Origin of the sequence: Oryzomonas rubra (assembly GCF_008369015.1) — a bacterium.
Lineage (GTDB): Bacteria > Desulfobacterota > Desulfuromonadia > Geobacterales > Pseudopelobacteraceae > Oryzomonas > Oryzomonas japonica.
On sequence record NZ_SRSD01000007.1, the window covers coordinates 16,575 to 42,916 of the forward strand.

Here is a 26,342-nt window from a genome sequence, read left to right on the forward strand (position 1 = left end):
TGAACAGCATCAGCCGCATTGTTACCAAGATATGCGGTGGCATCATCTCGCAAAGGTAGTTACTGCCTGAGAGAATTTCTGTTGCAAAATCAACGGTACAGAAAGGAAATCCAATTACATGAAACGATTCGGAATAAAGACAGGCTTACTGACGGCAACAGCTGCCGCCAGTCTGGCCTTGACGGCCGGCACTTCGTTTGCCGCCCATCCGTCAGTCACGCTGTACACATTCGAAGAGATCGGCATGCAAATGGCCGGCGGAGCTAAAGTGCCGGTACAGGTGGACGCGAACGGGAAGGGCATGCCCTACAGCCCGAAGCAGACGTGCGGCACCGCAGGCTGCCACGTGAAGAACGGCGTCGATTACACCTATGACAAGATATCCGACCACGCTTTTCACTCGAACCAAGGCAGAAGTGAATACGTCGACTCTTCCACCGGAAAATTCGATGCCACCAAGAACAAGCCATGGACCCAGTCGACCGCCATGGTTGGCAAGTGGTGAAGCCCCTCTCTTCGCCAGGTGGCGAACCTCATGAATCAAGCTCCAGGCAATACGAATATTTCATCATTGAATTATGTCAGTAATTTGAGCAATTTCGTATCCGGCAGCACCAATACTGTCACCCCCGGCACCACTCCGAACACCGGAAGCCAGTACACTATGGTCGATCTTTCGGCCTGGGACCTGGCTACGACATGCGGCAGTTGCCATCCGGGCGGCGGCTTTGTGGAGAAGGACCGAAACGGTAAACGCTTCAGCATGATGAACCCCGCAATTGACGGCTATACACCCTACACCATGACGGTCTTCGATCAGTACTCCGCCAATACGGGGTTGCCGAAGCATCAGGTCATGGCGTCCCCTTGGTCTTACCCGCTCTACATGAACGGTACGCCCGTTATTACCGGTTCCGGTTGGGGACAGGCCATGACCATGACCATGCCAGACGGAAGCCAGATGCAGGTTCAAAATGGGCAGGTGATGATGCCTAACGTCAAGGAAATGGACTGCCTGATGTGCCATTTCGACGGTTTCAACAACATGATGTCGTCGGTGATGGCCTACAGCGGCGCCCATAACGCCACCCCCTCATTCGGTGCGGGCTTTATCAACATGTTCACCCAGGCCTACGACTTCACCACCGGCTTACTGACAAAGAATTCCGATAACACCGTGTCCCTCTCCCCGACGGCTTTGGCCAAATTGGAAGCAAACCCCTCAAGCCAGAACTGTCGTAACTGCCACATGCCTTCGGGCCTTAAAGACCTTCCTGACATGATGCGCGATTTCCTCTCCAGCGCCCCGATGGCCTACACCGGCAGTTTCGCGCAATCGTTTACCGGTCTTTCCATGCCGGCCTTCGACTTCAACGCCCCGTTTGGCAACACGTGGGATTGGGCACTGAGCCCATACGCGACATCCCCTACTCTGTACATGACCATGACCGGTATCAGCAGCACGACCCCCGGTTTCGTCACTACGATTCCGGCCGGATGGCCGTCCGCCATGGGGATGTCCGAATTAAACAAGGCCGCATTTGCCAATTTCTCCACGGCCATGCCCGGCATGAAGCAGTACTTCCTGGGCGGCGGCAACCCTGCCGGCAGCGGTCCGATTTATTTTCAGGCCAGCCTTCCCAATGGCATGCAAAACCAGAATGCTCTTAAGAAAGGCGTTGTGCCTTTCCCGCGTGCCGAATGGTTCAAGCGAGGCGATCTGTGGGCTCCCGGCTACGACGTACACCTTACCCTTGAATGTGCCGGTTGCCACATGAATACCAACACCACAAAAGTCGATGTATTTGCAGCGCCCATGGATTCCAGCAATCCAAACACCATTTTTGACGGTAAGAGCCTCTGCGACCCGGGTAAGGGGTATGACAGCGCGGCAGGCGTAGAGGGCAATGCAGCCAAGAGAACCACCGTCAATAGCCAAAATACGGTCAAGAAATGCGAAAATTGCCACATTACCGGCAAAAACAGCGATGGTGTCGCCATCGATACCTTCGGCGCGACCAATCCGTTGACAGCTCATCAGAATGCAGGCCTGCTGGCCAATATCACCCAGGCGGTCAAGACGACAACCGGCAGCAACGAAGTGTCGTTTGTCGGCAACCATCTTGATGTCATGGATTGTACGGTCTGCCATATCGCTCGCGAGCAGATGGTCGTCCGCGAACTGGACTCCACCTCCGGCAACCGCTATCCCAATATGCTTGGATATGCTACTGAACGCGGCATGTTGGGTATGTTCTCCGACCCTGGCATGGGAATTCCGGCGAATACCAACCTGAAGAAGTGGGAACCTCTCTTCACGTGGCAGAAGAATGGCAACTACTACAAGACCTTCGACAATACCAGCACCAACACGAACTGGCGGCGGAAAATCTACGCCGTGAACATCATTACCGCTGCCATCTGGAACAACGTGGATCCCCTCGTTGACGCCAACGGCGACGGCGTTACCGGTTCCGCGCCGACGCACCACACCGGCGATTATAGCGGCGTCCTGACCGCCAACTATGATCCCTGGATTGCCCGTGACCTGAAGGCCGGCATGAATTTCGGTCCTTCCGGTTTTGCTCCAATCCCGGTCGGATTCGGCAACGGTTCCTACCAGAGCGCCTATGACCAAACCGGCGCCTTCACCGGGGCATGGAAGTATGTCGGCGTGTACGGCGGCAACGTCCTGTTTTCGACCCCGGAAGAGATATCGGGCTACAAGGCGTATCGCAACGCCATCAAGGGCTCAGTTGACAACAAGGATTGGACAAAAACCCAGCTTACTTTCCTGGGTGGCCCTTACAAATTGACCCACGGCATACGGCCGATACAGACCTATGTCCTCGGCACAAGTTGCGCCGACTGCCATTCTTCCGCACCTAAAACCTCCTTATTCGCAGGTAATTTCGATATGCTCGGCACAGCCGTCAAAACTGTGGCGGGGCAGCAATTTATGCAATCCCCGGCTTCGCAACTCGAAGTTGTGGGCTTGCAGGATGATATCGAGACCGGCGCCGAGTTGTCAACCAAGGCCGGCGGCGCCCTTGAAGTCAAGTTCGATGAGCTTGGCACCTGGAGCGGAAGTACTTTCACCGCAGATGCCTCAGGAACTTACAAAAGGGTAAAACCTCTCGACAGGTCTGCAGCTCTTTATCCGATCGACGGCACCTTCACTGACGTCAAAGGTAACACCTATGTCAACCGGACGGCATGGGTAAGCAACTACCTCGCCAATGAAAACGCCATCAACGCGACGAAGTTCGGAATCGGCGTAAAACCGTTCGCCAACTTCTCATCCAACTTCACCGATATCGACACGGCAGCCCCTGGCATACAGGTCGCCAAAGGTGTCGCCCAACCGTTGGCAGCCTATGCGGCAAAACCGGGTAACGTCGGTATCTCAACCTACACCTGGACCTCCAGCGACGGCACCGCCATCGCTCCCGGCAAAACCTCCAGCGTGACTTTTGCCACCATCGGGCTGAAGACCATCACCCTGAAGGTTACCGACGAAAGCGGGAATGTCGCATCGGCAACACGGCAGGTCGAGGCCGTTGTTCCGGCTGCCGACGTCATAACCTGGGCAGACAACCCCGGCAATCTCGGCGGTACGCTTACCGTCACATCTTTGCCAACCCCCAACGACAAGGTCAAGGTCATCTGGGGCGACGGCAGATACGATTATATCACCACCATCGATGCTCTATCCGTTTCCAAGACCCACACCTATAGTGTGGCCGGAAACAAGACGGTCGAGATTTACGTCTACAAAAACGGTATCCAGAAGGGATACTTCAAGAAGACCATCACCGTTGACGGCACGAACTAAACCAGCCTGAAACAATGTCATATAATGAAATCGCCCGGAGGGCCCTCTCTCCGGGCATTGTTTTGGCCATACCGCAATGCGTATTTGTTGCCAATGTATTAGACAAATTGTATGTGTTATTAAGTGAATACTTGTGAGTAGTATGGCTATTTACCAAATAAAAATAATAATATACTTGGTTTAAAATAGTTACTGTGACAGTGAGGAAAATATGGACTCGCACAAATCAATAGCACATCTTTTAAAAATACTTGGGCATCCAATCCGCCTTAAAATTTTATTGAGTATGGTCAATGAATCAAAATCTGTCAAAAATATCTCGGAATATCTTGGACTGAAACAGACTACAGTGTCAAAACATGTTGCCTTATTGAAAATGAATGGAATTATTGAAGGTAAACGTAATAGTTCCGCAATGCACTATGCTATTATCAATTCGCAGGCTAAAAAACTTATCAATTCATTGGTTTGTAATACTACACAAACCAATAATGTTATCTAAAGTACAAAACTAATTAGTATATAAGCTATGTTGTTGTTTTGTTCATAAACTAAATGACTATGGAGGAATTTATTAATGAAACTGTTAGCTATGCTTCTGAAGTCAATGATTTTGTTGTGGATGTTACCGCTATTAATTTCAGCATGTTCGGTTACATCATCAAATGTAACCCCGCCATTATCAACTACCGAAATCTCCGCAACCGATCTCAAGAAAACAGCAGCAAGAGTGAATGACAAAGATATTACCGTTGCTGAACTCAAACGGGCTCAAATAATTTTAATGGCGGACCGACCCGGTTTACAAATTCCACCATATCTGCAAAAGGACTTTGAAATGCAGGCTCTCAATCAATTGATCAGTTCGGAACTGCTTTTCCAGGCTGGCCAGAAGCTTGATATAAAAGATCTCGACAAGCAGGCTGATGCAAAGCTGGCTAAGATCAAAAATGGATTTTCCGACGCCAAGGATTATGACAGGGCACTCCAAAATATCGGAATGAATGAGAAGATGTTCTATGACGACACTCGCCGAGAACTGGTCATCAGCAATTTTGTCAAAACGAACATCTCTTCCAAAATTACGGTCAGCGACGAAGAGATCAAAAAGTTTTATGACCAGAATCCTGACAAGTTCCGTCAGGATGAACAGATTAGGGCTAGCCATATATTGATAGGTGCTGACAGCAAAGCAGGGGTTGAAGCGAAGACGGTAGCTCGTGAAAGGGCCGAGAAACTTCACAAAGAACTGTTAAACGGTGCTGATTTTGCCACACTGGCCAAGGCAAATTCAACCTGTCCCAGCAGTAAGCAAGGAGGCGATCTGGGATTTTTCGGTAGAGGCAAGATGGATCCTCAATTCGAACGGGCCGCTTTTGCTCTTGAACCGGGAGGTCTGAGCAATGTAGTGGAGACACGATTTGGCTATCATATAATCAAGTTGCTGAACCTGAAGAAAGCAGAGACTGTCTCCCTGGCTACAGCTAGGGATAAGATCGAAGATTATCTCAGAACTCAAAAAACGAATGCGGCTATTGGTGATTTTGTTGGCGGGGCACGTAGAAACGCCAAAATTGACGTGCTGCTACCATAATAGCAGTTACTAATATGTCAGAATATAATGGTCAAAATTTTATTTTAACAACTGGTGGAAAATGTCAAACATTACATTCAGAGTACTGGGGGCGCAACCAAGTCGGAGCATGTAAATTGAAAGCATGATTTGATAGAGGACTTCCAATGTTTGACAATATTTAAAAAACGGTTTAATACATATTTGCATAATATGATTTGAATATGATTAAGCGCTACGTGGCAACGCATCCTGATTACGCTGTTTGTGTGAGGATACATGAAAATCAAAATCAAGCTTTTTTTGAATGTTGCGATTGTTGCCGGTATTTCAATTGTGATATCAGTAGCCTGCTACGTCAGTATGACCTTTATAAAGGGGAAGCTGGCTTATCTTACGGAAAAAAGCACACCATACCAACTCAGGACAGTGGAATATGAACGATCTATCCAGGCAGCTACCGCCGACCTGGTAAAAGTGAGTACATCAAGGGGCAAAAAGGAACTTGATGTTGCCAGGACGGAAGCATCAAAATCACTTGCAACCGTAAAAAGCTCTCAAACGACAATTGAGTCGATGTCCGGTGAAAAGTTTGAAACGTATTCGGAGTTGGAAGGTATTTTCAATCGGCTTGTCGAGACGGTAACGGCTAGCATCACATCCCAGGAAGACGCCAACAACGCAGCAAAGGCAACAACACAGCATCTGAATGAAACCATCGCTAAACTCAAGGAGCTTGACGGCCTGGTAAAGTCCCTGCAAGTTTCGCGTTCAGCCACGTACGTAACATTTGTTGAAGGCAGAAACTCCTTGGCCGACAAGCTCACTAGCCTCGAAATGGCCAAGACACAGCTTAAAGATACCATGGTTCTCTGCTTTCAATCTCAACGAGGCAACGCTAAGGGCTACAAAGGAGAAGTGAAAGGACATATCGACCGTTTGTTACAAAATGGCAATGTACGCGGGAATCCAAAACTTAAGGCCGCACTGGCAAACCTGTCCACAAAGTTGGACGAATATTTTGTATTGCGATTGGCGGGGAATAATAAAGCTGACGTGTTAATTGACGGTATTTTGGACAAAATGGATGGAATAATCGGTTCCCTTGATAATGAAATAGACAATATCAGCGAGAAAGTAGGCGATATAACAGGCAAAAACGGAAATTCGTTTGTGCAATCAAACATTACGGTGAGTGCACTTGCCAGTAATTCCGAGTTGCTGGCGTATGGGGCATCGGTCGATGGGCTTGTAACAAGGCTGTTTACTGCTGCTACGGGAAAAGAAATAGATTCGACTTTGACGACCATAACAGCGCAGTACGCCAAAATCCATAAGGCGGAGGCAGAGCTTCAAAAGCATTTAAAGAAGCTTAACGCTGCGAAAGAGCTTGCGGTGCTGAATAGAACGACGTCTGCGTTGGATGGCGTCTACGCGAGCCTCACCACCAAAGACGGTATCGTCCCGAAGTTGAAAAACAGGCTGGCAATGCAGGAAGTAGCGTCCCAGGAATCGGCGAAACTCCGAAATATTGTCATGCAGCAAGCTCTGAAAAGTAGACAAACATCGAGCGTGGCGCAGGGAGAACAGGAAAAATCGATCGCCGCCGTCAACTCCATGATCCGCAAAAGCCTTGGGTTGATCCTTACCATAGGTGTGCTTGCGGTCTTTTCTGGCATCATTTTCGGAATATGGATGTACCGGGCAATCGCCCATCCTCTTTCCAGGCTTATTACCACTACCCGTGAGATCGCTTCCGGTAATCTGAACTGTGCCATATCTGCGGAAAACAATGACGAGATCGGTCAGGTCCAGAAAGAAATGGCAACCATGGCAGGCAGTCTCCAGAATATTGCCAAAAAGATCGGGGTGGCGACTGATGCCCTGGCAGGTAGCTCGGAGGAACTCTCATCCACGGCGCGTACACTTGAGAATAGCACGGGGGAACAGACCGAGCGTATCGAACAGTCTGCTGTTGCCATGACCGAGATGTCCCAGACCATCAACGATGTGTCCAATAATGCTAACGAAACGGCAGACACTGCAGCATCAATGCGAGAAGCCGCCAACCGTGGCCGAGACAGGATGCATACCGCAGTCAGTTATCTCCAACGATTTGCCGAGACAACTAAATCATCGGCAAAAGAGGTGGAGACACTCGGAACCCGGTCGGAGAAAATTACCGGCATTGTCGCGCTTATCAATGACATTGCGGACCAGACCAATCTGCTGGCGCTGAACGCTGCAATTGAGGCCGCCAGGGCCGGAGAGCAGGGCCGCGGTTTTGCCGTCGTTGCCGATGAAGTGCGTAAACTTGCAGCCAGGACCTCTGAAGCGACGGACGAGATCGTGGAAAACGTATCATCCATGAACGCCGGTGTCGACACGGCTGTCAAACTCATCCGGGAAGAGAGTTCTTCAGTGGACCAGGTTGTAAATATCGTCAATGAATCGGTACAGTCCATAGACGAGATCGTTGAAAACATGGATAGGATTACCGGCATGGTCGGCAGGATCGCCGTTGCTGCCCAGCAGCAGTCCGCAACATCAGATGATATTTCAAGGGTGATGAATACAATATCTGATACCGCCAGACAGATTAAAAGTACTTTTGTTGACGTCAAACAGTCATCTGAAAATCTTGCCGCCACAGCCTCTGATCTAAATGACACCGCCAAATGGTTTCGGCTGTAATGGTCACTGCCACTTTACTGACCACTCGACATTACACCATGGCGTAGCAGTGCTCATTATGCCTGCGACGGGCGCAGTCGTTCCTTAAATCGGTCATAATGCAGCATTGCCCCCGGCATCCCCCCTCCCTTGGTCCTGATGATATAGCGGCCCCGGTTTTCTTGGACAGAGGAATGAGGTAAATTTCTTGTTCAAGGAGACAGCCAATGAAAAAAGATGTAGTCAGTGCCGGCGCACCGAAAGTCAAACGTTGGAGCGCCAACCGCAAGTAGGAAGTCGTTCTTCGCCTCATGCGTGGCGAACCGGTTGACGTCCTCTCTCGTGAGTTGGGCATCGAGGTCTATCGCTTGGAGGAATGGCACCAGAAAGCTCTGCTTTGGGAATGTCTCGATTCTGGGGGAGGTTATGATCTGTTTAAAGAAGATTGACGACAACAACGGTAAGTGTTACTTTGTAACTAACAAGACAATAACTGTCTTGTTAGTCTGGTATGTCGTGAGGGAAGGTATTTTTCTATAACTAAAAAAAGAATGTGAAGGAGGTGCACTCCAATGAGGCAGACGAAATTTACACTCCTGTTTCGCCTCTTTGCACTTTCCCTACTGGCTTCACTCTTATTGCTGACAGCATGCGGAGGCGGAGGCGGAAGCGGATCTTCACCCAGTGCCACTGCGCTTGCTTCTTTTTTCAATTCACAACCTCGTCTGGTAACTTCAACAGTCCCGGCAAACGGTGACATCAACCCCTACGGCGTCGCCATAGTGCAGCAAAGCATGAACAAGCTGACGGCGGGCCACATTCTTGTAAGCAACTTCAACAACAGCAACAACCAGCAGGGCACCGGCACGACCATCGTCGATGTTGCGCCGGACGGGACTTTAGCTCTGTTCGCCCTCCTCAATCCCAATAATCCGCCTGCCAGCGCATGCCCAGGTGGGATCGGACTGACAACCGCCCTCGTGGCTCTTCGTTCCGGGTGGGTAATCGCCGGCAGTCTGCCAACAACGGACGGCACCGCTGCCACGGCTCAGGCCGGATGCCTGATAGTGCTGGACAGCACGGGGACGCCCAAGGAAATCTTCTCGGGCGGTTCGATCAACGGGCCGTGGGACATGACCGCAGTTGAGGACAATGCGGGGACCAGTCTCTTCGTGAGCAACGTACTGAATGGCGCCGTGGCCGCTAACGGGAACGTCGTAAACCAGGGGACTGTAGTTCGTATCGATCTGCAGATGGGAGGAGCCATGCCGAGCATCATCGCAGAAACCATCGTCGGATCTGGTTTCCCCGAACGGACCGACCCGGCTGCCCTAGTCATAGGGCCGACAGGTCTCGGCCTCAGCCCGTCAGGTGACGTGCTGTACGTTGCGGACAGCCTGGGTAACCGGATAGCGTCGATTGCGAATCCGCGTACTGCGGCTTTGTCGGCCGGGATCGGCACCACGCTCACGTCCAGCCCCGTCTTGAACGACCCGCTCGGCCTCGCCGTCGACAACAACGGGAACATTTTCACGGTCAACGGCAATGATGGATTTATCAACGTATTCGATTCAAGGGGGAAGTTGATGGGGAGGAAACACCTGGACAAGACTGTCGCCCCGGGCACTCACTCGCTTCCGGGCGCCGGCACCCTCTTCGGCCTTGCAATTGCCTCGGGTGGAGGGATTTACTTTGTTGATGACGGTACCAACACCCTGAACATTATGCCGTAGAGAGGTGAGGTACGAAGCATCTTACGGGTCAACCGTCCGAATGTCGCAAGCGATATTTGGAAAGTTGGCCCTTTTTAGCGGCAGCTTACCCAATGTTATTAAAATTGCTGTGAAATTTTCTGATCTCGTCTCCCGCTCCATTTAACGTCAAGGAATCCTTCGGGATTCCTTTCTTTTTGCCCCGGCTGCGGCGGTTCTGGCCTCTCCTTTAAAGACGTACCTCGGAATGTCGGATCTGCAAATCTAAAGTATGAATGCCGATTGTTGCCGCTCCTGTAGGCGTCATTCCTCGGCTTGAGCCATATCCTGCACCACGAACCTGCCGCAGATGAAACAGAAGAGGCCGGCCAGCCCCATAACGCCCGGTGTGATCAGGAGGGCGCTGCGCAACCCCCATTGGTCGGACAGCCAGCCGAGGACGGAGGGCGAAACCGCGTCGCCCAGGGCGTGGATGAAGAAGATATTGACCGCAAAGGCCATGGCGCGGATAGCCGGGTTGGTGACGTTGATGATGACGGTATTGAGCGGTCCGGTATTGAAAAAGAGAAAAAACTCGGCGATGAAGATCGCGGCCATGCAGCCGGTCAGGCCGGGAGCGAGGATGGCCCAGACGGCGAACGGGGTGCCGATCAGGAATCCCCAGCCGGAGATGAGCAGATAGCCCTTGCCGCTCCTTTTTTGCCAGAAATCGCCGAGCCAGCCGCCGGCCATGGTGCCCAGTATTCCGGCCAGCACCGTGGTCGCGCCGAACAGCGTATTCCCCCGTGCCACGTCGAGGGAATGGGTGCGGTACAGGAACGAGGGGATCCACTGGGCGAGTCCGCCGATGGCGAAGGTCATGGCCGCCATGGCAAGGGTGTTGCAGACGAACGAGCGGTTTTTGAACAGGGCGGCGTAGCCTCCGGAGACCTTTCCCTGTGAGGCCTGCGGCGATGAATCCTCGCCGCCGCGTGGCGGGGTGCGCAACAGCGCGATGGGAACGGCCAAGAGCAGGCCCGGTATACCAACCAGCAAAAATGCGGTATGCCAGCCGTACCGCTGTCCCAGCACCCCGCCGAGGAGATAGCCCAACGCGCTGCCGACCGGAATGGCGACATAGAACCACGCCAGGACCCGTCCGCGGCGTTCCTTGGAGAAAAAGTCGGCGATGAGGCCGGGCGATACCGTGCCGAAACTCGCCTCACCGATCCCGACGGTGGCGCGGGCACCCAGCAGGGTCCGGTAGCCGGGGGCAAGACCGGCCAGGGCCGTGGCCATGCTCCAGACAACCAGGCCTCCGGCGGCAAGTTTGGTCCGGCTCCAATGGTCGCCGAGCCAGCCGAAGAGCGGGGCGAAGAGCAGGTAGCTGAGCATGAAGGCGCTCCCGAGAAACCCCAGCGCCGTATCGGAGAGACGCAGATCGATCTTGATCAGGGGGAAGACCGCGAAGAGCACCTGCCGGTCGATGTAGTTAAGCAGGTTCACCGTCAAAAGGAGCCCCAAGGCGTAGCGGCGGTAGGTGAGCGAGATTGGCTGGGCGTCCATACGGCGTATCCTCTGAGAGAGCTAGCAACCGAGTGATTGTAAGCGCAAAATCAAAAATATCAACCACGGAGGTTCGCGGAGGAAACCCAAAACCAATATTTTACAGATTCGTGAGTAAACTTGAATCCATTTGTTTTGCTTCCCCCAGTTTTCCCGCCGTGTCCTTCGTGGTGAGCGCTGTGTGGTTTCTGCTTCAGAGTTCCATCACCGCTTGGCGCGTCATTTTCACGATGTCTGCCGGCTCGGTCACAAGCAGGGATTCCTCGCGAATCTGTGCGGCACCGGTGCCGGTCACCTTGGCGAGCAGGTTGATGAGGCGGTCCCGGCTGGCGGTTGCATCGCCTCCCTCCGTGCTTTTTTTCAGCGCCTCCTTCACCGCGAACTTTTTGATCTTGAGCGTCGTGGTCTTGGGGAATTCCGACTCGTTCCAGAATGATTTCCTCACCAGTGGGTGAGATGACCGGTATCCAGACCAGCAGGTAAACGTAAGGAGTCTGCCAAGAACCAAAAGAATCACAGGACTGGACTTATCCTGTAATAACGCAATGTCAGCTCATGAACAGCGGAACCGCCACATATGGAAGAATTCGTTGTAGGGGACCCGACCATCTGACAGGGCGGCGTGGCGTCCCGTCGGGCTATCCCAAGGAAGATTGGGGACAATCGGTTTTTTCGTGATCCCCCGGCTTGAGCCGCCCCGGAAACTCCTGATTTACCGTTCATCTACCTCGTGGTGCATTTAATGAAATAGCTGATATACTCACATAGTATGAAAAAACAACCCAACCCGGTGAGAATCGTTAAGAAAACGGCCGTAACCGCCCCACCAGCCACCCCATCCCAACAGGAACGCCCTCAGTTCCCCTTCGTCGGCATCGGCGCTTCGGCCGATCGAAGATTCCGAGGCGTTGCGGGGTATGGTGATGATTGTTTTCAACGAGGTGGCGCCACGTCAGGAGAAAAAACGCCGGGACGCTCCAGGACCGCGACCGCCGACAGTTCCAGGGTTGTGGAGTTGGAACAGGAACTTCAGCAGCTGCGCGAAGCGCTTCAGACGACCCGCGCGGAGAATGCGCGACTCGCTGGCCTGCTTGCGGCAGGAGGCTGATAATGGCAACCACTAAGGACAGAAGCTCGTCGACTGCCGCCGAACTGCGCCGTCATGCCGAAGAGCGGTTGCAGGCGAAACCGGATGGAGTGCATTCGCCACGGATCAAGGTGGAGATGCAGAGGCTTGACCATGAGTTGAAGGTCCACCAGATCGAACTGGAGATGCAGAATGCCGAGTTGCACGGGACCCAGGACGAGCTTGAACTGTCGCGGGACAGGTATGCCGAACTCTATGACTATGCTCCTGTCGGCTATTTCACCTTTGACGTCTACGGGGTGATCCGGGAGGTAAATCTTACCGGAGCCAGACTGCTGGGGGGGGAGAAGCGACATCTGATCAATAAGCCGTTTATCAGTTTTATCGCCGATGCGGATGGGAGAGCGATTTTTTCCAATCACCTCCAATTGGTCATGCAACGACAGGTCATGCTGCGCTGCGAGATCGGTCTCACGGGAAAAGACGGTGCGCTGATCCAGGGGCAACTTCAGAGCGTCGCGGTCGCCATCGAAAACAAGGCCGGTTGCATCCTAACCTCCATCGTTGACGGCACGGTCCGCAAACAACTGGAAGCGGAACTGAAAAAGGCGCACGACAACCTAGAGGTAATCATAGGTGAGCGGACCGGCGAGTTGGTCAGGGCGAATGAGCAGCTCACGGAGGAGATAGACGAGCGCAAGAAGTCGGAAGCGTCGCTCCAGGATGCCTATGCGGAAATAAAACAGTTGAAGGACCGGCTCCAGGCCGAGAACATCTACCTGCAGCAGGAGGCATCCCAGGTCAATAATTTTGGCGATATCATCGGCCAAAGCAACGCCATCTCGTATGTCTTCTTCCGGGTCGAGCAGGTCGCGCCCATGGATGCGACGGTCCTTCTCCTGGGCGAGACCGGCACCGGCAAGGGGGTGATCGCCCGCACCATCCACAGCCACAGCGCCCGCAAGGACCGGCCGATGATAACAGTCAACTGCACGTCGTTGCCGGCGAACCTCAGCGAAAGCGAACTCTTCGGGCGGGAGAAGGGTGCCTTTACCGGGGCCCACGCCCGGCAGATGGGGCGCTTCGAGCTGGCCGACGGCGGCACCATTTTCCTCGACGAAATCGGCGAGATGCCGCTGGAGTTGCAAAGCAAGCTGCTCCGGGTCATTCAGGACGGGGAGTTCGAGCGGTTGGGCAGCCCCCGCACCATCAAGGTCAATGTCCGGATCATCGCGGCCAGCAACCGGAATCTGGAAGAAGAGATCAGGAACGGCAGGTTTCGGGAAGACCTGTTCTACCGTCTCAATGTGTTCCCCATCACCATCCCGCCGCTCCGGCAGCGCACGGAAGACATCCCGCTGCTCGTCAATCATTTTATTGCCAAATTCAACAAGAAGATGGGCAAAAGGATAGATGCCGTGTCAAAGGAGACCATGGCCGCCCTCCAGGGATACCACTGGCCCGGCAACGTGCGGGAGCTGGAAAATGTCGTCGAGCGTGCGGTAATCACCAGCCAGGGGAACGCGCTCCAGGTGGTGGACCGGTTCGATACGTTCCGGAAACAAGGTGATATACAAGGGCAGGAGATCAAAGCCCTCGCCGACCTGGAACACGACCACATCCTCCAGGTGCTCCAGAAAACCGGTTGGCGCATTGAGGGAAAAAACGGGGCGGCGACGCTCCTTGGTCTCAACGCCAGCACGCTTCGCGCCCGGATGAGGAAATTCGGCATCCTCCGGCAATGATGTAAGACCGCGTACTACCCGCCCCAGTCTGCCACTAACGTAGTCCATCATAGAGGGCAGTTATGCTAAATATGATGGATGGCGCTGGCGTCTTCACCGCTCCCCCCGCAGCCTTAATTCGCTTTTTACCGCATAAACAGTCACTTATGTCCGAGACATCCGTAAGGCGTCTCTGGCGCATGAGCTGCTTCGTATGTTGGTCTGCTCCGTGCCGCTTGCCGCACCGCCGGCCCCACTCGCGGGGTATGCACCGCCTCCTCCGCCGGGCATCCGCATCTTCCTCCCCCCTATCATCATTCAATAAGTGTTATGGGACTCCAAGCCCGTTGCAATGAGAGAGAGCGGGACTACATGGGTAAAATAGCGGCCACCCCGCTCGCCGAAGTCGCCACCAACAGGAAATCGCTGGACCTGGGCCTGCTGGTACTCGCGCGGACATTGTCCCAATAGGGTGATAGAATTAAACAGTCTGTCGCTCTGGCGGAGATTTTTCCCTGGCGTTGCAACGGATGAGAATCGCATTACCCAAGGGGGAATAGAATGAAAATCGGTATTGTCGGAAGCGGTTTTGTCGGGGCGACGGCGGCGTACGCCATGGTGATGGAGGGCATCGGCCGGGAGATCGTGCTGGTGGACAAGAATGAAACCCGCAGCCGTGCCGAGGCTAACGATATCTACCACGCCGTCCCCTTTGCCCGGCCGCTGAAGGTGACCAGCGGCGGTTATGCCGACTTGAAGGGGAGCCGCGCCGTCATCATCGCTGCCGGCGTCAACCAGAAGCCGGGCGAGAGCCGGCTGGAACTCCTGCAACGGAATTCCGCCGTGTTTCGTGCCGTTGTGCCTGAGGTCCTCGCCCATGCACCAGATGCCGTGCTGGTGATCGCCACCAACCCGGTGGATGTGATGACCCATCTGGCGGCACGCTATGCGAAGGAGCATGGCGTGCCGTCAAGCAGGGTACTCGGTTCGGGCACCATGCTCGATACCGCCCGCTTTCGCACCCTTTTGGGGAGCCACCTGGGAGTGGACCCGCACCATGTCCATGGCTACGTGCTGGGTGAGCATGGCGATTCCGAGGTTTTGACTTGGTCTCTCGTAACGGTTGGCGGGATACCGCTGGAAGAGTTCTGCCGCCTGCGTGGCGCCCGGTTTGATGCCGAGCAGCGGCAGAGGATCGACCTGGACGTGCGCAAGGCCGCCTACGCCATCATCGAAGGAAAGGGGGCCACCTACTACGGGATCGGCAGCGCCCTGGCGCGCATCGTCGATGCGATCCTCAGCGATCAACGGGCCATCCTCACCGTCTGCACCCCCCTGGCGGCATCGTGGGGGGGAGGCGACGTGACCGTCTCGCTGCCCCACCTGGTGGGTGAGGCGGGCGTGCTGGCGACCTTTCCGCCGGTCCTGACACCTGGGGAGGAAGCTGCGCTCCAGGCCAGCGCCGGAGTGGTCCGCGGGGCAATCGAAGGACTGAATATACCTCCCGCGGCCTAGACGTCTGTATGATCAACGGGAGGCATCAGCCTGACGTAAGGAGCCGCGCCATGGGCAAACAGATCGAGATCAAATGGCTGCCGGAACCCGAGGAAAAGAACTACCCGGCGGCGGCTATGTGGATGCGAAAGGCTATTCCCTCAACGGTATCCGTCATATATGGCAGCCATGTGAAATATGGCGGATTCCGTTGAGGGGTTCCCCATCGCCCCATATTCATTTTTCTTTTTAAAATTGGTTCATTAGGTTCGATGCCCTGCAATTACTCCCTGGCTCGATTGTTGCGTGGTGTCCACAGAACGGAATTTGATTGCAAGATTATTTGTGAAAATCAGGCTCCACGCCGCTCTATAAAATGAATAACGATGAAAGGTGTATTGCCATGGCTTATGGGAGTTCAGGCTGAGGCCGCACGGTTTTCGGTGTCGCTTCACATCATGCACAAGGGAAAAAATCCATGATCGATGCAACCATCACGATAACCGTGCCACCGGAAAAGTGGAAAGAGGTACTGCAAACCTTTACAGCGATACTCGGTCCGATTCGGCATGAGCAGGGGTGTATCAGCTGCAATTGCTACAGGGATGCCGAGGTTGAAAACGTTCTTTTCTTCAAGGAGGAGTGGAAGAGCAGCGAGGACCTTGGCACCCATCTGAGGTCCGCTCATTTCGGTGTTTTGATCGGGGCCATGAAACTGCTCGACAAAGAACCGGAGATCAGGTTCAACACCATTTCCTCCACGGTGGGATTGGAGGCGATACAAGCGGCACGGGCGTGATGATAAGCAGCCAGTGGAGTCCACCGCAGACCAGTGAAGAGATGCTGGAACGGTACGCTAAACTACACCGCCTTTTTTGACAGATTCGAACAATTGTTAATGGTGAGGCAATGCCATGAAAAAATCACTTTTGGGAACACTCATTTTTGCGTTGGTTCAGGTAGTAGCTCTTCCCGTGATGGCCGGGGTGGAGGTAGGCATCAGCATTTCCCTGCCCCCGCCCATAGTATTTGTCTCACCACCAGAGGTGATCGTGATACCTGAGACCTATGTCTATGTCGTGCCTGACGTAGATGCGGAAATCTTTTTCTACAACGGCTGGTGGTGGCGTCCGTGGGACGGACGCTGGTATCGGTCACGGTTCTATGACTCGGGTTGGTCCTACTATCAGAGGACTCCCTCCTTCTATACGGGGATACCGTCAGGTTGGAGGGATGACTACCGGAATCATCGCTGGGAAGGCCATCAATGGAACTACCGGCGCATACCCCATCAACAGGTCCAACGGAACTGGCGCAGCTGGGAAAAGAACAGGCATTGGGAGAAACAACAGACATGGGGCGTCCAGGGCTTGAAACCCCGAGCGCGATCACGACAACCGCCTCAGGCGGTCCAACCGAGATCCCGGACACAACCGCAATCGCGAGAGGCCACCAAGCCTCAACAACAACGGCCACAATCCCGGGAGGTCAGGCCGCAGCAATCTCGGCCGCAGTCCCAACCGGTAAAACAGCAATCACGGGAGGCGGCAAAACCGCAACAACAGAGACCACAACCCCGAGAGGCGCAGCCACAACAATTCCGGCCGCAAGCTCAACCACAGCACTCACAGCCGCAACGCCAGGAGATGCCACAACAGTCCAGACCCCAACAGGGAAAACCTGAAAGGGGCGGGGAAGAAAAACAGGATCGAAGGTAGGCCGATACCCTCTGTAAAGGAGAAAAAAATGGACATGACAAAAGCATGGAGAATTTCTTCCTTCCTGATCGCGGCAACCTCCGTAGGCATGCTCTTCGGGTGTGCCAATTACGAGGTAAATACAAAGCGCGGCAATATACCTGGCCATTATATCCGTTACGAAATGCAGGAAGCGGATCGGGCGGTGGAGGCAGCGCGTCAGGCCGGAAAGGACAAGGCCTGCCCTGCCGAATTCAAGGCTGCCGAGGCTGCCAAGAACCACGCCTATGATGTATTCAGGGCATGCCACACCGAGGAGGGCGCCGCACTGGCAAAACAGGCGACCGCACTGGCTAATGCCCTCTGTCCTCCGCAAACAACCATGGATATAACGCCCCAACCTCTCGCGGTCCCGGCCGCTGAACCGACCCCGGAGCGGATGAAATACTGCGTTTCCCTGGATATCGAGTTCGACATCAACAGGGCCGACATCCGCCCCCAGTATCACGATGAAGTGGCCAAGGTCGGCGAATTCATGAAAAGAAACCCGACGACCACCGCCACCATCGAGGGATATGCCGACGAAGTCGGCAGCGCCGATTACAACATGCAACTTTCCCAGCGGCGCGCCGAGAGCGTGGTGAAGTCCCTGACGAATGATTTCGGCATCGATCCCTCCCGCCTCTCCGCCAAGGGGTACGGCAAAGCAAAACCGATCGCCGACAACACGACCGATGCCGGGAGGCAGAAAAACCGGCGTATCGAAGCCATCATCGACTGTGCTCTCGATGTCAAGGATCTCGCCCAGCCCGCCGAGAGGCTCTGCATGACCTTGAAGATGGAATTCGCTACGGATAGCGCAGAGATCAAACCCAGCTATTACGGCGAGATCGACGGGGTCGGCGAGTACATGAAGAAGTACCCGACGACCACCGCCGTGATCGAGGGGCATACCGACAACGTCGGAGCTCAGGATTACAACATGCAGCTCTCCCGGCAGCGGGCCGAAAGCGTGGTGAACTACCTGGCGGATAAACATGGCATCGAACGCTCGCGGCTTTCCGCCAAGGGGTATGGTTCAACCCGTGCCATCGCCTATAACACCACGCCCGAGGGGAGGCAGAAAAACCGCCGGATCAACGCCATCATCGACTGCGTGATCAAGAAGTAGTGCGAAGAGGCATCCGAAAAGGGCGTACCGCGATACGCCCTTTCTCGCTTTTTGCCGCAAAGCGGTGCGGCATGTGATAGTAGTTCGGAACTGCCTGGCAAGGTTACCGCTCACCAGAAAAGGAGAATATTATGGCTCAACTGCATCGCATTATAAAATTACTGGTTTGCATGGGGTTCATAACCGCTTTCCTGGGGTGCGCCGCCACGCAAAAGCATGAAAGCACCGGCCAGTATGTGGATGACTCGGTCATCACAACCAAGGTAAAGGCCGCCATATTTGACGAAGCAACGCTGAAAACGTTGCAGATCAATGTCAAGACATTCAAAGGGGTAGTACAGCTCAGCGGTTTTGTCGATTCGCCACAGAGCGTTACCAGGGCCGGTGAGGTCGCCGGCAAGGTTACTGGCGTCGAATCGGTCAAAAACGACCTGGTTGTGAAGTAGCGGCATGATCCCAGATTTACGACCCGCTCCGGCGGGTTTTTTTCTACAGAGCGCTCACAGGTCATGGGCAGACGCTTCGCCCAACTCGTCGCCAACGAAGCCCCCCCGCACGTTGCCGCATTTCTCCATAAGGTGTTCGCGAGCCGGGTGCTGATCCGGTATTACTCTGTGGTGACCATGGTTAACGTCACTTACGGCACCATCGCCATCACGGTGGTTGCCCTTATCAGTGTGCAGGTCGCAGCAATAATTCTGTCGTTGGGAACCCGGTAAAATTGTCTGGCTGAAGGTCCTGACCCGTCAGGAGTTCTTCGTCTCCATTGCGTTAACCGGTTTTGTGCGGGATACTCTCTCTGGGTACTTTCCCACTCCAGAGAGGTGGCAATTAATGGACAAGAAGATATACGTGAGCATCATGGCCGCCTTTGCCACGGCAGCAGCAATCTGGCTGTTCGCCCAACTGGCGGCCCCAATCGCCAAACCGCTGACGTGGGCGCTCATCATCGGCATTGCGACCCTTCCCCACCACGACCGGCTGGTCAAGAGGTGTCCCGGCCACCCCGGGCGCTCTGCCGGGTTGATGGTTCTTGCAATAACCGTCTGCTTTATCCTGCCGGTTGCGGGCCTGATCGTCTTGGTCGTACAAAACGCCGCCGATTGGTACACGGAAGGCGAGCGGCTCGTTCTGGCATTTTCGACGACCGGGGCGGGCGCACTCAGCCATTTTCCGTTTGCAAACGAGATTAGGGGCATGGGAGAGCGGTTCGGCATCGATCTCTCCGGTCTCGCGGCAAAACTGGCTGCCGGCGCTTCGGGGTATCTCCTTGATGTGGCGACCAACGCCGCGAAAAACCTTGGGGAACTCCTCTTCACCCTGGCGGTGGCGCTGTTCATGCTCTTCTTCATCTACCGTGACGGCGACAGGATCGTGTCGGTTGCCATCGCCCGTTTGGCCGCGAATCAGGACAACGTGCACCGCTATTGTTCCGAAATTCGTGCCACCGTTACCGCCGTGACCGTCGGAACGATCTTTACCTGCCTGGTGCAGGGCGTAACCGCCGGCCTCGGGTATTTTGTCGCCGGGATTCCGGCCCCGGTTCTCTGCGGTGCTCTGACGGCCCTGGCGGCGCTTGTGCCGGTTGTCGGCACAGGTATTGTCTGGGTGCCGCTCGTTGCCCTTGCCGCCATAAACGGCGCCTATCTCAAGGCGGGACTCCTGGCGCTCTGGTGCGTGTTTTTCGTGGGCCTTGCCGATAATGCGATACGCCCCCTTGCCATTGGGGCAAAGAGCACCGTTCATATACCTATCCCGGCGGTTGTGCTCGGAGCGATCTGCGGGGTGTTTGCCCTGGGAATTCTCGGTCTTATCGTGGGTCCTGTCCTCTTTGCGATCCTCATCACTGTTTGGCGGGATGTCATGGGTGTCGGATCGTTGCAGAGCCAGGCTTGAATTCAATCATCTGGTTCCGAAGACCGTTACGTATGCCTGACTTCACATCACGATACGCATATGACCATGCAGAACCCCATCTCGGTGCGGCCCAGACCGTCCTTGCCTTCCTGATGCTCTGGCTCGGCCTCGCGCTGCCGCTGCATGCCGCCGAACCGGTGGAGATCGTTGTTACCGGCGTTGAAGACGCAGCGCTGAAAAACGTGCAGGAGACGCTCGCTCTCCCGGCCGGACTGGTGCGCGAAGGAACGGTGGACCGCCTCTGGCTCGACCGTTTTGCCCGGCAGGCGGGCGATAAGGCCAGGACCGCGCTGGAGCCGTTCGGCTATTACCATGCGCTGGTCACGGTTACGGTCGAACCGGATGGAGAACGCTACCGCCTGCTGGTCACGGTAGCGCCGGGAGAACCGGTGCGCCTGACCGGGGTAACCGTGACGATGGTCGGGCCGGGCAAGGAGGAAAAAGGCTTGGCGAGGCTGGTTGCGGCGTTCCCCCTGCACAAGGGAGATGTGCTGCTGCACCAGAAGTACGAGGAGGCCAAGACGGCGCTCACCGCACGGGCCCGGGATCTGGGCTACCTGGATGCCGAATTTTCCCGGCACGAGATCCGCGTCGCCCCGTCCGCCACAACCGCCACTATCGAGCTGGTCCTGGATACGGGCGAGAAATACTATTTCGGAGCAACGCGCATCCAGGGGGCGCCCGACTATCCGGACAGTTTTCTGCGCCGCCATCTGACCTATGCACCCGGCGAGGTCTTTTCCTATCCCCATCTCGGCGAAACCCAACGTAACTTCACCAACTCGGAGCGCTTCAAAGAGGTCGTCATCACGCCGGAAAAGCAGGATGCCGAGGCACACAGGGTGCCGATAGCCGTGCAGTTGACACCCGGGCCGCGCATAAGCGTGCGGCCGGGCATCGGCTACGGCACGGACACGGGGGCGCGGTTCACCGTCCGTTACCGCGACCTGAACATGTTTCACCAGGGGCACGAACTGTATTCGCAACTGTATGTTGCCGAGCGGCTCCAAGGGTTGGTGACCGGTTATGTCCTGCCCAGCCCGACGGATGTCAGAAGCTCAACGACGTTGCAGTTGAACCTGCAGCAGGAGAATATTACGACCTATTTCAGCCGCATAGTGGCCCTGGAGCTGGACCGCAACCGGAGTTTCGGCCCAGGCAAGCTGGGCACCGCCTACATAAAGGCCCAGTACGAAGACTATACCGTAGGCGCCCAGAAATCCTCCGCGCGACTCCTGCTGCCCGGTCTGCGTTTTTCCGATGATCGATATGACAATCCCGTACGTCCCCGCCGCGGTTTTCGCTACACCCTTGACCTGCACGGCACCCATCAACTGCTCGGTTCGGACACGAAACTGGTCCAGATCCTGGCCGCGGGGAGTTATCTTCTGCCGCTCCCCTGGCGTCTTTCGCTGCATATGCGGGCCAATGCCGGGGCAACCCTGCTGAACGATCCCTTGACCGATATTCCCCCTTCGCTGCGCTTCTTTACCGGCGGTGACCAGAGCGTGCGCGGCTATTCCTACAAATCCCTCGGCCCGCGCGACGCCACGGGCAAGGTCGTGGGGGGCAAACAGCTCCTGACCTCAAGCATGGAACTGGAACGGGCGCTCTTCAAGGATTGGGGCGTTTCCCTGTTTTACGATGCAGGCAACGCCTTTAATAACTTCTCCGCCATCAAGCTGTTCCAAGGGGCGGGCGTCGGCCTGCACTACTACACCTCGGTAGGAGCCTTGAACCTTTCCGTTGCCCAGCCGCTGGGGGTGGAAAAACAGGCGCTCCATTTCCACTTCACCGTGGGGTTCGAACTATGAAACGGCCGACCCCAAAGAGTCTCGTGGCGGCTGTGGCGATTACCCTGGCAGGGGCCGCGCTTGCGGCCCTTGTCTGGGTCGTTGCCACAACCGAGGGGGCCCGCTGGCTCCTGGGGACGGCTGGTTCCCTGAGCGAAGGCAGCTTCTCCGTTCAAAAGGTCGAAGGAAGGATTGCCGACCGTCTGCTCCTCACGGGGGTGCGGATCGGCCTGTCACAGCAAAAATTGGAATTTGGCAGCCTGGAACTACGCTGGAAGCCGCTCCTTCTCCTGTCGGGCACCGTCGCTATCCAGGAGTTGACCGCCAGCGGGGTGCGGATTCAGGACAATACCCCTCCCGCCAACAAACCGCCGATTCTGGCCTGGCCGAGGGTACCCCAGGTGGCGCAGCAGTTCGATGGGATCATCACACGATTGCAGGTGACAGACCTCAGCTATCGCCGCCGCCAGGAACAACCCGTACCGGTAACGTCGATCGCCGCTTCCGTCACTTGGCGCGACAGTCTTCTTGCCATCAGCGATCTCACGGCGGCAGCACCTTCCGGCCGGATAAGCGGCGTTGTCTCGGCAGGTTTCAGACAGCCATCCCTCACGGCAGACCTGGCCGTTGCCCCCGCGCACCGCCTAGCGGAGATGGACCGGTTCCTGTTGAAGGTGGGACGCGGCAACGGCACAGGGCCTGAGCCGTTTACCGGGACGGTCGCCATCACCGGCACGGCGGGCACCCGGAAGCTGTTGGAACTAACCGGCGATGTGAGCATGGCGCACAATGCCTTCAATCTGCGGCGGGTTCGCCTGACCAGTCCGGGTCAAAAGGGGCTGCTCACCGCCGATGGCTCGCTGACGTTCACAGCCCGGGAATCGGCCCTGTCGTTGCAGGTCACGGCGGCCGGCCTCGATCTCGCCCCCCAGCTGAACGTGCCGACAAACCTCTCCGGCACCCTGAGGTTCGCGGGGGGCCTGGACAGCTATCGGGGCGATGTTACCCTGACCAACCGGGCGCAAGGCTGGCGGGCGGCGTCCGTTTCGGCGACCTATCGCGGCACGCGTGACGGCATAAAGCTGGCCCCGCTTAACGCCAGGTTTCTCGATGGTTCCCTGGCGGGCAACCTGGATATGAACTGGCGTGACGGCTTTGCCATGCGGGGGGCGATCAACGGCCGGAATCTCAACCCTGCCAGGATTGCCCCCGACTGGAAGGGGAGGGCGAATTTCAATGCCACCGGCACACTGGCCTGGTCCGGGAAAGCGCCTCTCACGGGGAGCGTCAGCGGTGTCCTCCTGGAAAGCCGTCTGCACGGGCAGGCGCTGACCGGCGGGGTACAGGCGGGTTTTGCCGAGAACAATCTTAACCTCTCCCGGCTGGCGCTACAGGGCAAAGGTTTTGACCTGCACGCCTCGGGGGAACTGAACCGGCGGCTGGCCGTAACCGCACGGATCACCGACCTTTCCCGGCTGGTTCCGGGCGCGGCCGGGACGCTCCAGGCCGATGGGTGGGTGCGCTGGCGCGAGAGGCATCTCAGCGGCGCCGTCGCCGGTACAGGGAGCAAGCTTGTCTGGCATGGAGCTCGGGCAGCCGCCGCCACGCTGATTGCCCGGCTTGAAGAAGGCGCGGGGTATCCCCTGCATGCCTCCGTGTCCCTGCGTGATGCGGTCTATGACGGCTATGCGCTGGGTGCCGTCACCCTGAACGCGGACGGAACGCTGCCCCATCACGCGGTGAGCGCGACACTGCATTCGGCTGGCAGCGAGGCGCGGCTTAATCTGGCGGCAGGATACAACTCCGGTGTCTGGATGGGAGAGATCACCCGTCTCGCGGGCAGGGACCGCTCCGGCCCGTGGAACCTGACGGCTCCTGCAACATTTGCCGTCAGCGCAGAAAAGTTCTCCCTATCTCCCCTGGCCCTCACGGCCGGGACAGCGGAGCGTCTCGAAGTCGCCTCCGATCTGGCCCTGAATCCGCTGAGCGGTCAGGTCCGGGCAAAATGGGCCGGCCTGAACCTGGCTCGGGCCAATCCCTATCTGAAGGATATGCAGTTCACGGGAAACAGCAACGGCACGGTCCGGCTAGGCTTCCTGCCCGGGAAGCGGCTCACCCTGGCAGGGAGCGCCTCCGGCAGCGGGACCTTCACCGGGCAGGGGACGAGCATAACCGTCCTGCGAAGCCAGGTAACCCTTGACGGCAGCGAACAGGGCGTGCGCGCTGGCATGGATCTCTCCACGGCGAACGGCGGCAGATTGAAGGGGGTCTTTTCATCATCCGCCCCGCTCCGTCTGGCCATGCCCGAGAAAGGGGAACTGACGGCGCAATTGAGCGGGATCGACCTGGCGCTGCTCAAACCATGGCTCCCCCGCGACACCGTACTTGCAGGGCACATCACCGGCCGGATGAACGGCATCCTGCTGCCGGGACAGCGCTTTGAACTGACCGGCACTGCCGCGCTTTCCGGGGGGGCGTTACATCGGACACGGCCCGACGGGGAGTTGAACCTCACCTTCAACGCCGCGGAGGCCTCATGGAACTGGCGGGGAGCAACGCTTGCGGGTACCCTTGCCCTCACCATGGCTGACCATGGCCAGGCGCGGGCAAACTTCCAACTGCCGGTTCCGGCGCGGTTCCCGGTTGCCGTTGACCCGCAGGGACCTCTCCGGGCATCGCTCACCGGGCAATTCCAGGAAAAAGGCATTATTACCGCACTCTTTCCAGGGCTGGTTCAGGAAAGTTCCGGTGAGCTTGCCGCCGAACTTGCCATTAACGGAACCTGGGAAACGCCCCAAATCGGAGGCACGTTGAAGCTGGCCAAGGCCGGTGCGTATCTGCCCACCGCCGGCGTTCACCTCAAGGACGTCCAGTTGGCGGCGCGCCTGGAAAAGAATCTCATCCGGATCGACACCTTCCGGGCTGTCTCCGGTCCCGGCCACGTGGAGGGGACGGCGCTTCTCACCCTGGCCGGTTGGCGGGTTGTCGGCTATCAGGGCACCATAACGGGTGAAAATTTTCAAACGGTCTATTTCCCCGAACTCCAGATTCTGAGCACGCCGAAGCTCACCTTTACAGGAACCCCGCAAAAAATCACGCTACGTGGCGAACTGCGCCTGCCAGAACTGCACATCGTCGGGGCACCGTCCCGTTCGGCCATCGCGCCGAGCAGCGATGTCATCATGGAGGGGAGGGCCGTGCCGGTCGCCAAGGCCTCTCCCCTGGTTTTGGACGCCCAGGTCCGGGTGCTGCTGGGCGATAAGGTTTTCGTCAAGGTCGCGGGCATCGACGCCCAATTGGGCGGAGCCCTGGACCTGTCATTGACCCGCCTCGACAGCATTACCAGCAGAGGTGAGATCAAGGTGGCCAAAGGACGGTACCGGACCTACGGCGTGAACCTGGAAATCGTCCGTGGGCGTCTGTTTTTTGCCGGCGGCCCGATTAATCGCCCCTCCTTGGATTTTCTGGCTCTGCGCACCATTGGGGACGTGCGGGCCGGCGTGACGGTTGCCGGAACCCTCCAGAAGCCGGTCACCAAGCTCTACTCCGAGCCTGCCATGCCTGATGTGGATGTCCTGGCATATATCGTTCTCGGCCACCCGCTCGGCAGCAACAGTCAACAGGCCAGTCTCGTGGCCCAGGCTGCCGGTGCTCTGCTCACGTCCGGCCAGGCTGGGACCCTCCAGGAACAGATAAAGAATCACCTCGGCTTGAGCACCCTGGAGATTCAGGGAGGTGTCGGGGGAACCGCCAGCCCCATGGGGTACAAACCGCTCCAGGTGACCCCTCCCGGAACCATACCGGCGACGCAGCAGCCCGGTGTCACCGAGACGATGCTCACCGTGGGCAAGTATCTGACCCCGCAACTCTACATCAGTTACGGTAAGTCGCTGTTTACCGGAAGCAACCTGTTCCTGCTCCGGTACGATATTTTCAAACAGTGGCAGATTGAAACCCAGACCGGCACAGAGAGCGGCGCCGACCTCTTCTACAAACTGGAGTTCAAATAAGAACTTGTTCGTAAATGACTTTGTTCGGGTATCGCGGCCGGATTTGGGGCGATTTTTTCTGGCCTGATTGAGTAGAACCGCAGGTGTAGCAGAGCTCCGTCCTGAATCTGT

At 56.4% G+C, this 26,342-nt stretch carries 19 protein-coding genes and 1 pseudogene; 18 read left to right on the forward strand and 2 right to left on the reverse strand.

Annotated features, from left to right (window positions below):
- Nucleotides 1-118: 118 nt before the first annotated feature.
- From ET418_RS11825 to ET418_RS11855, 7 genes and pseudogenes are all read left to right on the forward strand, one after another.
- Nucleotides 119-505, forward strand: a complete 387-nt coding sequence (locus ET418_RS11825; RefSeq protein WP_149307825.1) for a cytochrome C — start codon at nucleotides 119-121, stop codon at nucleotides 503-505.
- A 30-nt stretch (nucleotides 506-535) separates the two neighbouring features.
- Complete coding sequence (locus ET418_RS11830; RefSeq protein WP_149307826.1) at nucleotides 536-3,835, forward strand: PKD domain-containing protein; 3,300 nt, start codon at nucleotides 536-538, stop codon at nucleotides 3,833-3,835.
- 211 nt (nucleotides 3,836-4,046) lie between these two features.
- Nucleotides 4,047-4,337, forward strand: a complete 291-nt coding sequence (locus ET418_RS11835; RefSeq protein ID WP_149307827.1) for an ArsR/SmtB family transcription factor — start codon at nucleotides 4,047-4,049, stop codon at nucleotides 4,335-4,337.
- Nucleotides 4,338-4,412: 75 nt separating this feature from the next.
- Nucleotides 4,413-5,429: a peptidylprolyl isomerase gene (locus ET418_RS18445; RefSeq protein ID WP_149307828.1), complete on the forward strand. Its 1,017-nt coding sequence runs from the start codon at nucleotides 4,413-4,415 to the stop codon at nucleotides 5,427-5,429.
- A gap of 258 nt (nucleotides 5,430-5,687) precedes the next feature.
- Nucleotides 5,688-8,102, forward strand: coding sequence for a methyl-accepting chemotaxis protein (locus ET418_RS11845; RefSeq protein ID WP_149307829.1), 2,415 nt, complete (start codon nucleotides 5,688-5,690; stop codon nucleotides 8,100-8,102).
- A gap of 206 nt (nucleotides 8,103-8,308) precedes the next feature.
- Nucleotides 8,309-8,476 (forward strand): annotated as a pseudogene (locus tag ET418_RS11850) (IS3 family transposase); the annotation flags it as partial.
- Nucleotides 8,477-8,653: 177 nt separating this feature from the next.
- On the forward strand, nucleotides 8,654-9,814 hold the full coding sequence (locus tag ET418_RS11855; protein ID WP_149307830.1) for an SMP-30/gluconolactonase/LRE family protein: 1,161 nt from the start codon (nucleotides 8,654-8,656) through the stop codon (nucleotides 9,812-9,814).
- Between the two features lie 282 nt (nucleotides 9,815-10,096).
- Here the strand turns inward: ET418_RS11855 and ET418_RS11860 are convergent, their stop codons facing one another.
- Both ET418_RS11860 and ET418_RS11865 read right to left on the reverse strand, forming a co-directional pair.
- Complete coding sequence (locus ET418_RS11860) at nucleotides 10,097-11,338, reverse strand: spinster family MFS transporter (RefSeq protein WP_149307831.1); 1,242 nt, start codon at nucleotides 11,336-11,338, stop codon at nucleotides 10,097-10,099.
- A 193-nt stretch (nucleotides 11,339-11,531) separates the two neighbouring features.
- Nucleotides 11,532-11,783: a hypothetical protein gene (locus ET418_RS11865; RefSeq protein ID WP_149307832.1), complete on the reverse strand. Its 252-nt coding sequence runs from the start codon at nucleotides 11,781-11,783 to the stop codon at nucleotides 11,532-11,534.
- A 324-nt stretch (nucleotides 11,784-12,107) separates the two neighbouring features.
- On the opposite strand from ET418_RS11865, the gene ET418_RS11870 reads away from it, so the two are divergent.
- The 11 genes from ET418_RS11870 (at nucleotide 12,108) to ET418_RS11915 (ending at nucleotide 26,231) form a co-directional block, all read left to right on the forward strand.
- A complete protein-coding gene (locus ET418_RS11870) occupies nucleotides 12,108-12,446 on the forward strand; it encodes a hypothetical protein (protein ID WP_149307833.1) in 339 nt (112 codons plus the stop codon).
- A gap of 2 nt (nucleotides 12,447-12,448) precedes the next feature.
- Nucleotides 12,449-14,170, forward strand: coding sequence for a sigma 54-interacting transcriptional regulator (locus ET418_RS11875; protein ID WP_149307834.1), 1,722 nt, complete (start codon nucleotides 12,449-12,451; stop codon nucleotides 14,168-14,170).
- Between the two features lie 540 nt (nucleotides 14,171-14,710).
- Complete coding sequence (locus tag ET418_RS11880) at nucleotides 14,711-15,664, forward strand: L-lactate dehydrogenase (RefSeq protein ID WP_149307835.1); 954 nt, start codon at nucleotides 14,711-14,713, stop codon at nucleotides 15,662-15,664.
- Between the two features lie 50 nt (nucleotides 15,665-15,714).
- Nucleotides 15,715-15,858: a hypothetical protein gene (locus ET418_RS18170; protein WP_188055505.1), complete on the forward strand. Its 144-nt coding sequence runs from the start codon at nucleotides 15,715-15,717 to the stop codon at nucleotides 15,856-15,858.
- Nucleotides 15,859-16,121: 263 nt separating this feature from the next.
- Nucleotides 16,122-16,442 carry a putative quinol monooxygenase gene (locus ET418_RS11885; protein ID WP_149307836.1) on the forward strand — a complete coding sequence of 107 codons (321 nt, stop codon included), beginning with the start codon at nucleotides 16,122-16,124 and terminating at the stop codon, nucleotides 16,440-16,442.
- A gap of 947 nt (nucleotides 16,443-17,389) precedes the next feature.
- Nucleotides 17,390-18,511 carry an OmpA family protein gene (locus tag ET418_RS11890; RefSeq protein WP_149307837.1) on the forward strand — a complete coding sequence of 374 codons (1,122 nt, stop codon included), beginning with the start codon at nucleotides 17,390-17,392 and terminating at the stop codon, nucleotides 18,509-18,511.
- A gap of 131 nt (nucleotides 18,512-18,642) precedes the next feature.
- A complete protein-coding gene (locus tag ET418_RS11895; protein WP_149307838.1) occupies nucleotides 18,643-18,957 on the forward strand; it encodes a BON domain-containing protein in 315 nt (104 codons plus the stop codon).
- Nucleotides 18,958-19,020: 63 nt separating this feature from the next.
- On the forward strand, nucleotides 19,021-19,230 hold the full coding sequence (locus ET418_RS11900; RefSeq protein ID WP_149307839.1) for a hypothetical protein: 210 nt from the start codon (nucleotides 19,021-19,023) through the stop codon (nucleotides 19,228-19,230).
- 115 nt (nucleotides 19,231-19,345) lie between these two features.
- Nucleotides 19,346-20,407, forward strand: a complete 1,062-nt coding sequence (locus ET418_RS11905; protein WP_149307840.1) for an AI-2E family transporter — start codon at nucleotides 19,346-19,348, stop codon at nucleotides 20,405-20,407.
- A gap of 32 nt (nucleotides 20,408-20,439) precedes the next feature.
- Entirely contained in the window at nucleotides 20,440-22,242 is a 1,803-nt protein-coding gene (locus ET418_RS11910; protein WP_149307841.1) for an autotransporter assembly complex protein TamA, read from the forward strand.
- The gene (locus ET418_RS11915) at nucleotides 22,239-26,231 is read left to right on the forward strand and encodes a translocation/assembly module TamB domain-containing protein (protein ID WP_149307842.1); all 3,993 of its coding nucleotides are present in this window, start codon (nucleotides 22,239-22,241) and stop codon (nucleotides 26,229-26,231) included. Before ET418_RS11910 ends, ET418_RS11915 begins: the two co-directional genes overlap by 4 nt.
- Nucleotides 26,232-26,342 lie beyond the last annotated feature (111 nt).

What these genes read in the sequence shown, in the direction of transcription:
- ET418_RS11825 (WP_149307825.1), top strand. Translation starts at nt 119, where the DNA reads ATGAAACGATTCGGAATAAAGACAGGCTTACTGACGGCAACAGCTGCC.
- ET418_RS11830 (WP_149307826.1), top strand. Translation starts at nt 536, where the DNA reads ATGAATCAAGCTCCAGGCAATACGAATATTTCATCATTGAATTATGTC.
- ET418_RS11835 (WP_149307827.1), top strand. Translation starts at nt 4,047, where the DNA reads ATGGACTCGCACAAATCAATAGCACATCTTTTAAAAATACTTGGGCAT.
- ET418_RS18445 (WP_149307828.1), top strand. Translation starts at nt 4,413, where the DNA reads ATGAAACTGTTAGCTATGCTTCTGAAGTCAATGATTTTGTTGTGGATG.
- ET418_RS11845 (WP_149307829.1), top strand. Translation starts at nt 5,688, where the DNA reads ATGAAAATCAAAATCAAGCTTTTTTTGAATGTTGCGATTGTTGCCGGT.
- ET418_RS11855 (WP_149307830.1), top strand. Translation starts at nt 8,654, where the DNA reads ATGAGGCAGACGAAATTTACACTCCTGTTTCGCCTCTTTGCACTTTCC.
- ET418_RS11860 (WP_149307831.1), bottom strand. Translation starts at nt 11,338, where the DNA reads ATGGACGCCCAGCCAATCTCGCTCACCTACCGCCGCTACGCCTTGGGG.
- ET418_RS11870 (WP_149307833.1), top strand. Translation starts at nt 12,108, where the DNA reads ATGAAAAAACAACCCAACCCGGTGAGAATCGTTAAGAAAACGGCCGTA.
- ET418_RS11875 (WP_149307834.1), top strand. Translation starts at nt 12,449, where the DNA reads ATGGCAACCACTAAGGACAGAAGCTCGTCGACTGCCGCCGAACTGCGC.
- ET418_RS11880 (WP_149307835.1), top strand. Translation starts at nt 14,711, where the DNA reads ATGAAAATCGGTATTGTCGGAAGCGGTTTTGTCGGGGCGACGGCGGCG.
- ET418_RS18170 (WP_188055505.1), top strand. Translation starts at nt 15,715, where the DNA reads ATGGGCAAACAGATCGAGATCAAATGGCTGCCGGAACCCGAGGAAAAG.
- ET418_RS11885 (WP_149307836.1), top strand. Translation starts at nt 16,122, where the DNA reads ATGATCGATGCAACCATCACGATAACCGTGCCACCGGAAAAGTGGAAA.
- ET418_RS11890 (WP_149307837.1), top strand. Translation starts at nt 17,390, where the DNA reads ATGGACATGACAAAAGCATGGAGAATTTCTTCCTTCCTGATCGCGGCA.
- ET418_RS11895 (WP_149307838.1), top strand. Translation starts at nt 18,643, where the DNA reads ATGGCTCAACTGCATCGCATTATAAAATTACTGGTTTGCATGGGGTTC.
- ET418_RS11900 (WP_149307839.1), top strand. Translation starts at nt 19,021, where the DNA reads ATGGGCAGACGCTTCGCCCAACTCGTCGCCAACGAAGCCCCCCCGCAC.
- ET418_RS11905 (WP_149307840.1), top strand. Translation starts at nt 19,346, where the DNA reads ATGGACAAGAAGATATACGTGAGCATCATGGCCGCCTTTGCCACGGCA.
- ET418_RS11910 (WP_149307841.1), top strand. Translation starts at nt 20,440, where the DNA reads ATGCCTGACTTCACATCACGATACGCATATGACCATGCAGAACCCCAT.
- ET418_RS11915 (WP_149307842.1), top strand. Translation starts at nt 22,239, where the DNA reads ATGAAACGGCCGACCCCAAAGAGTCTCGTGGCGGCTGTGGCGATTACC.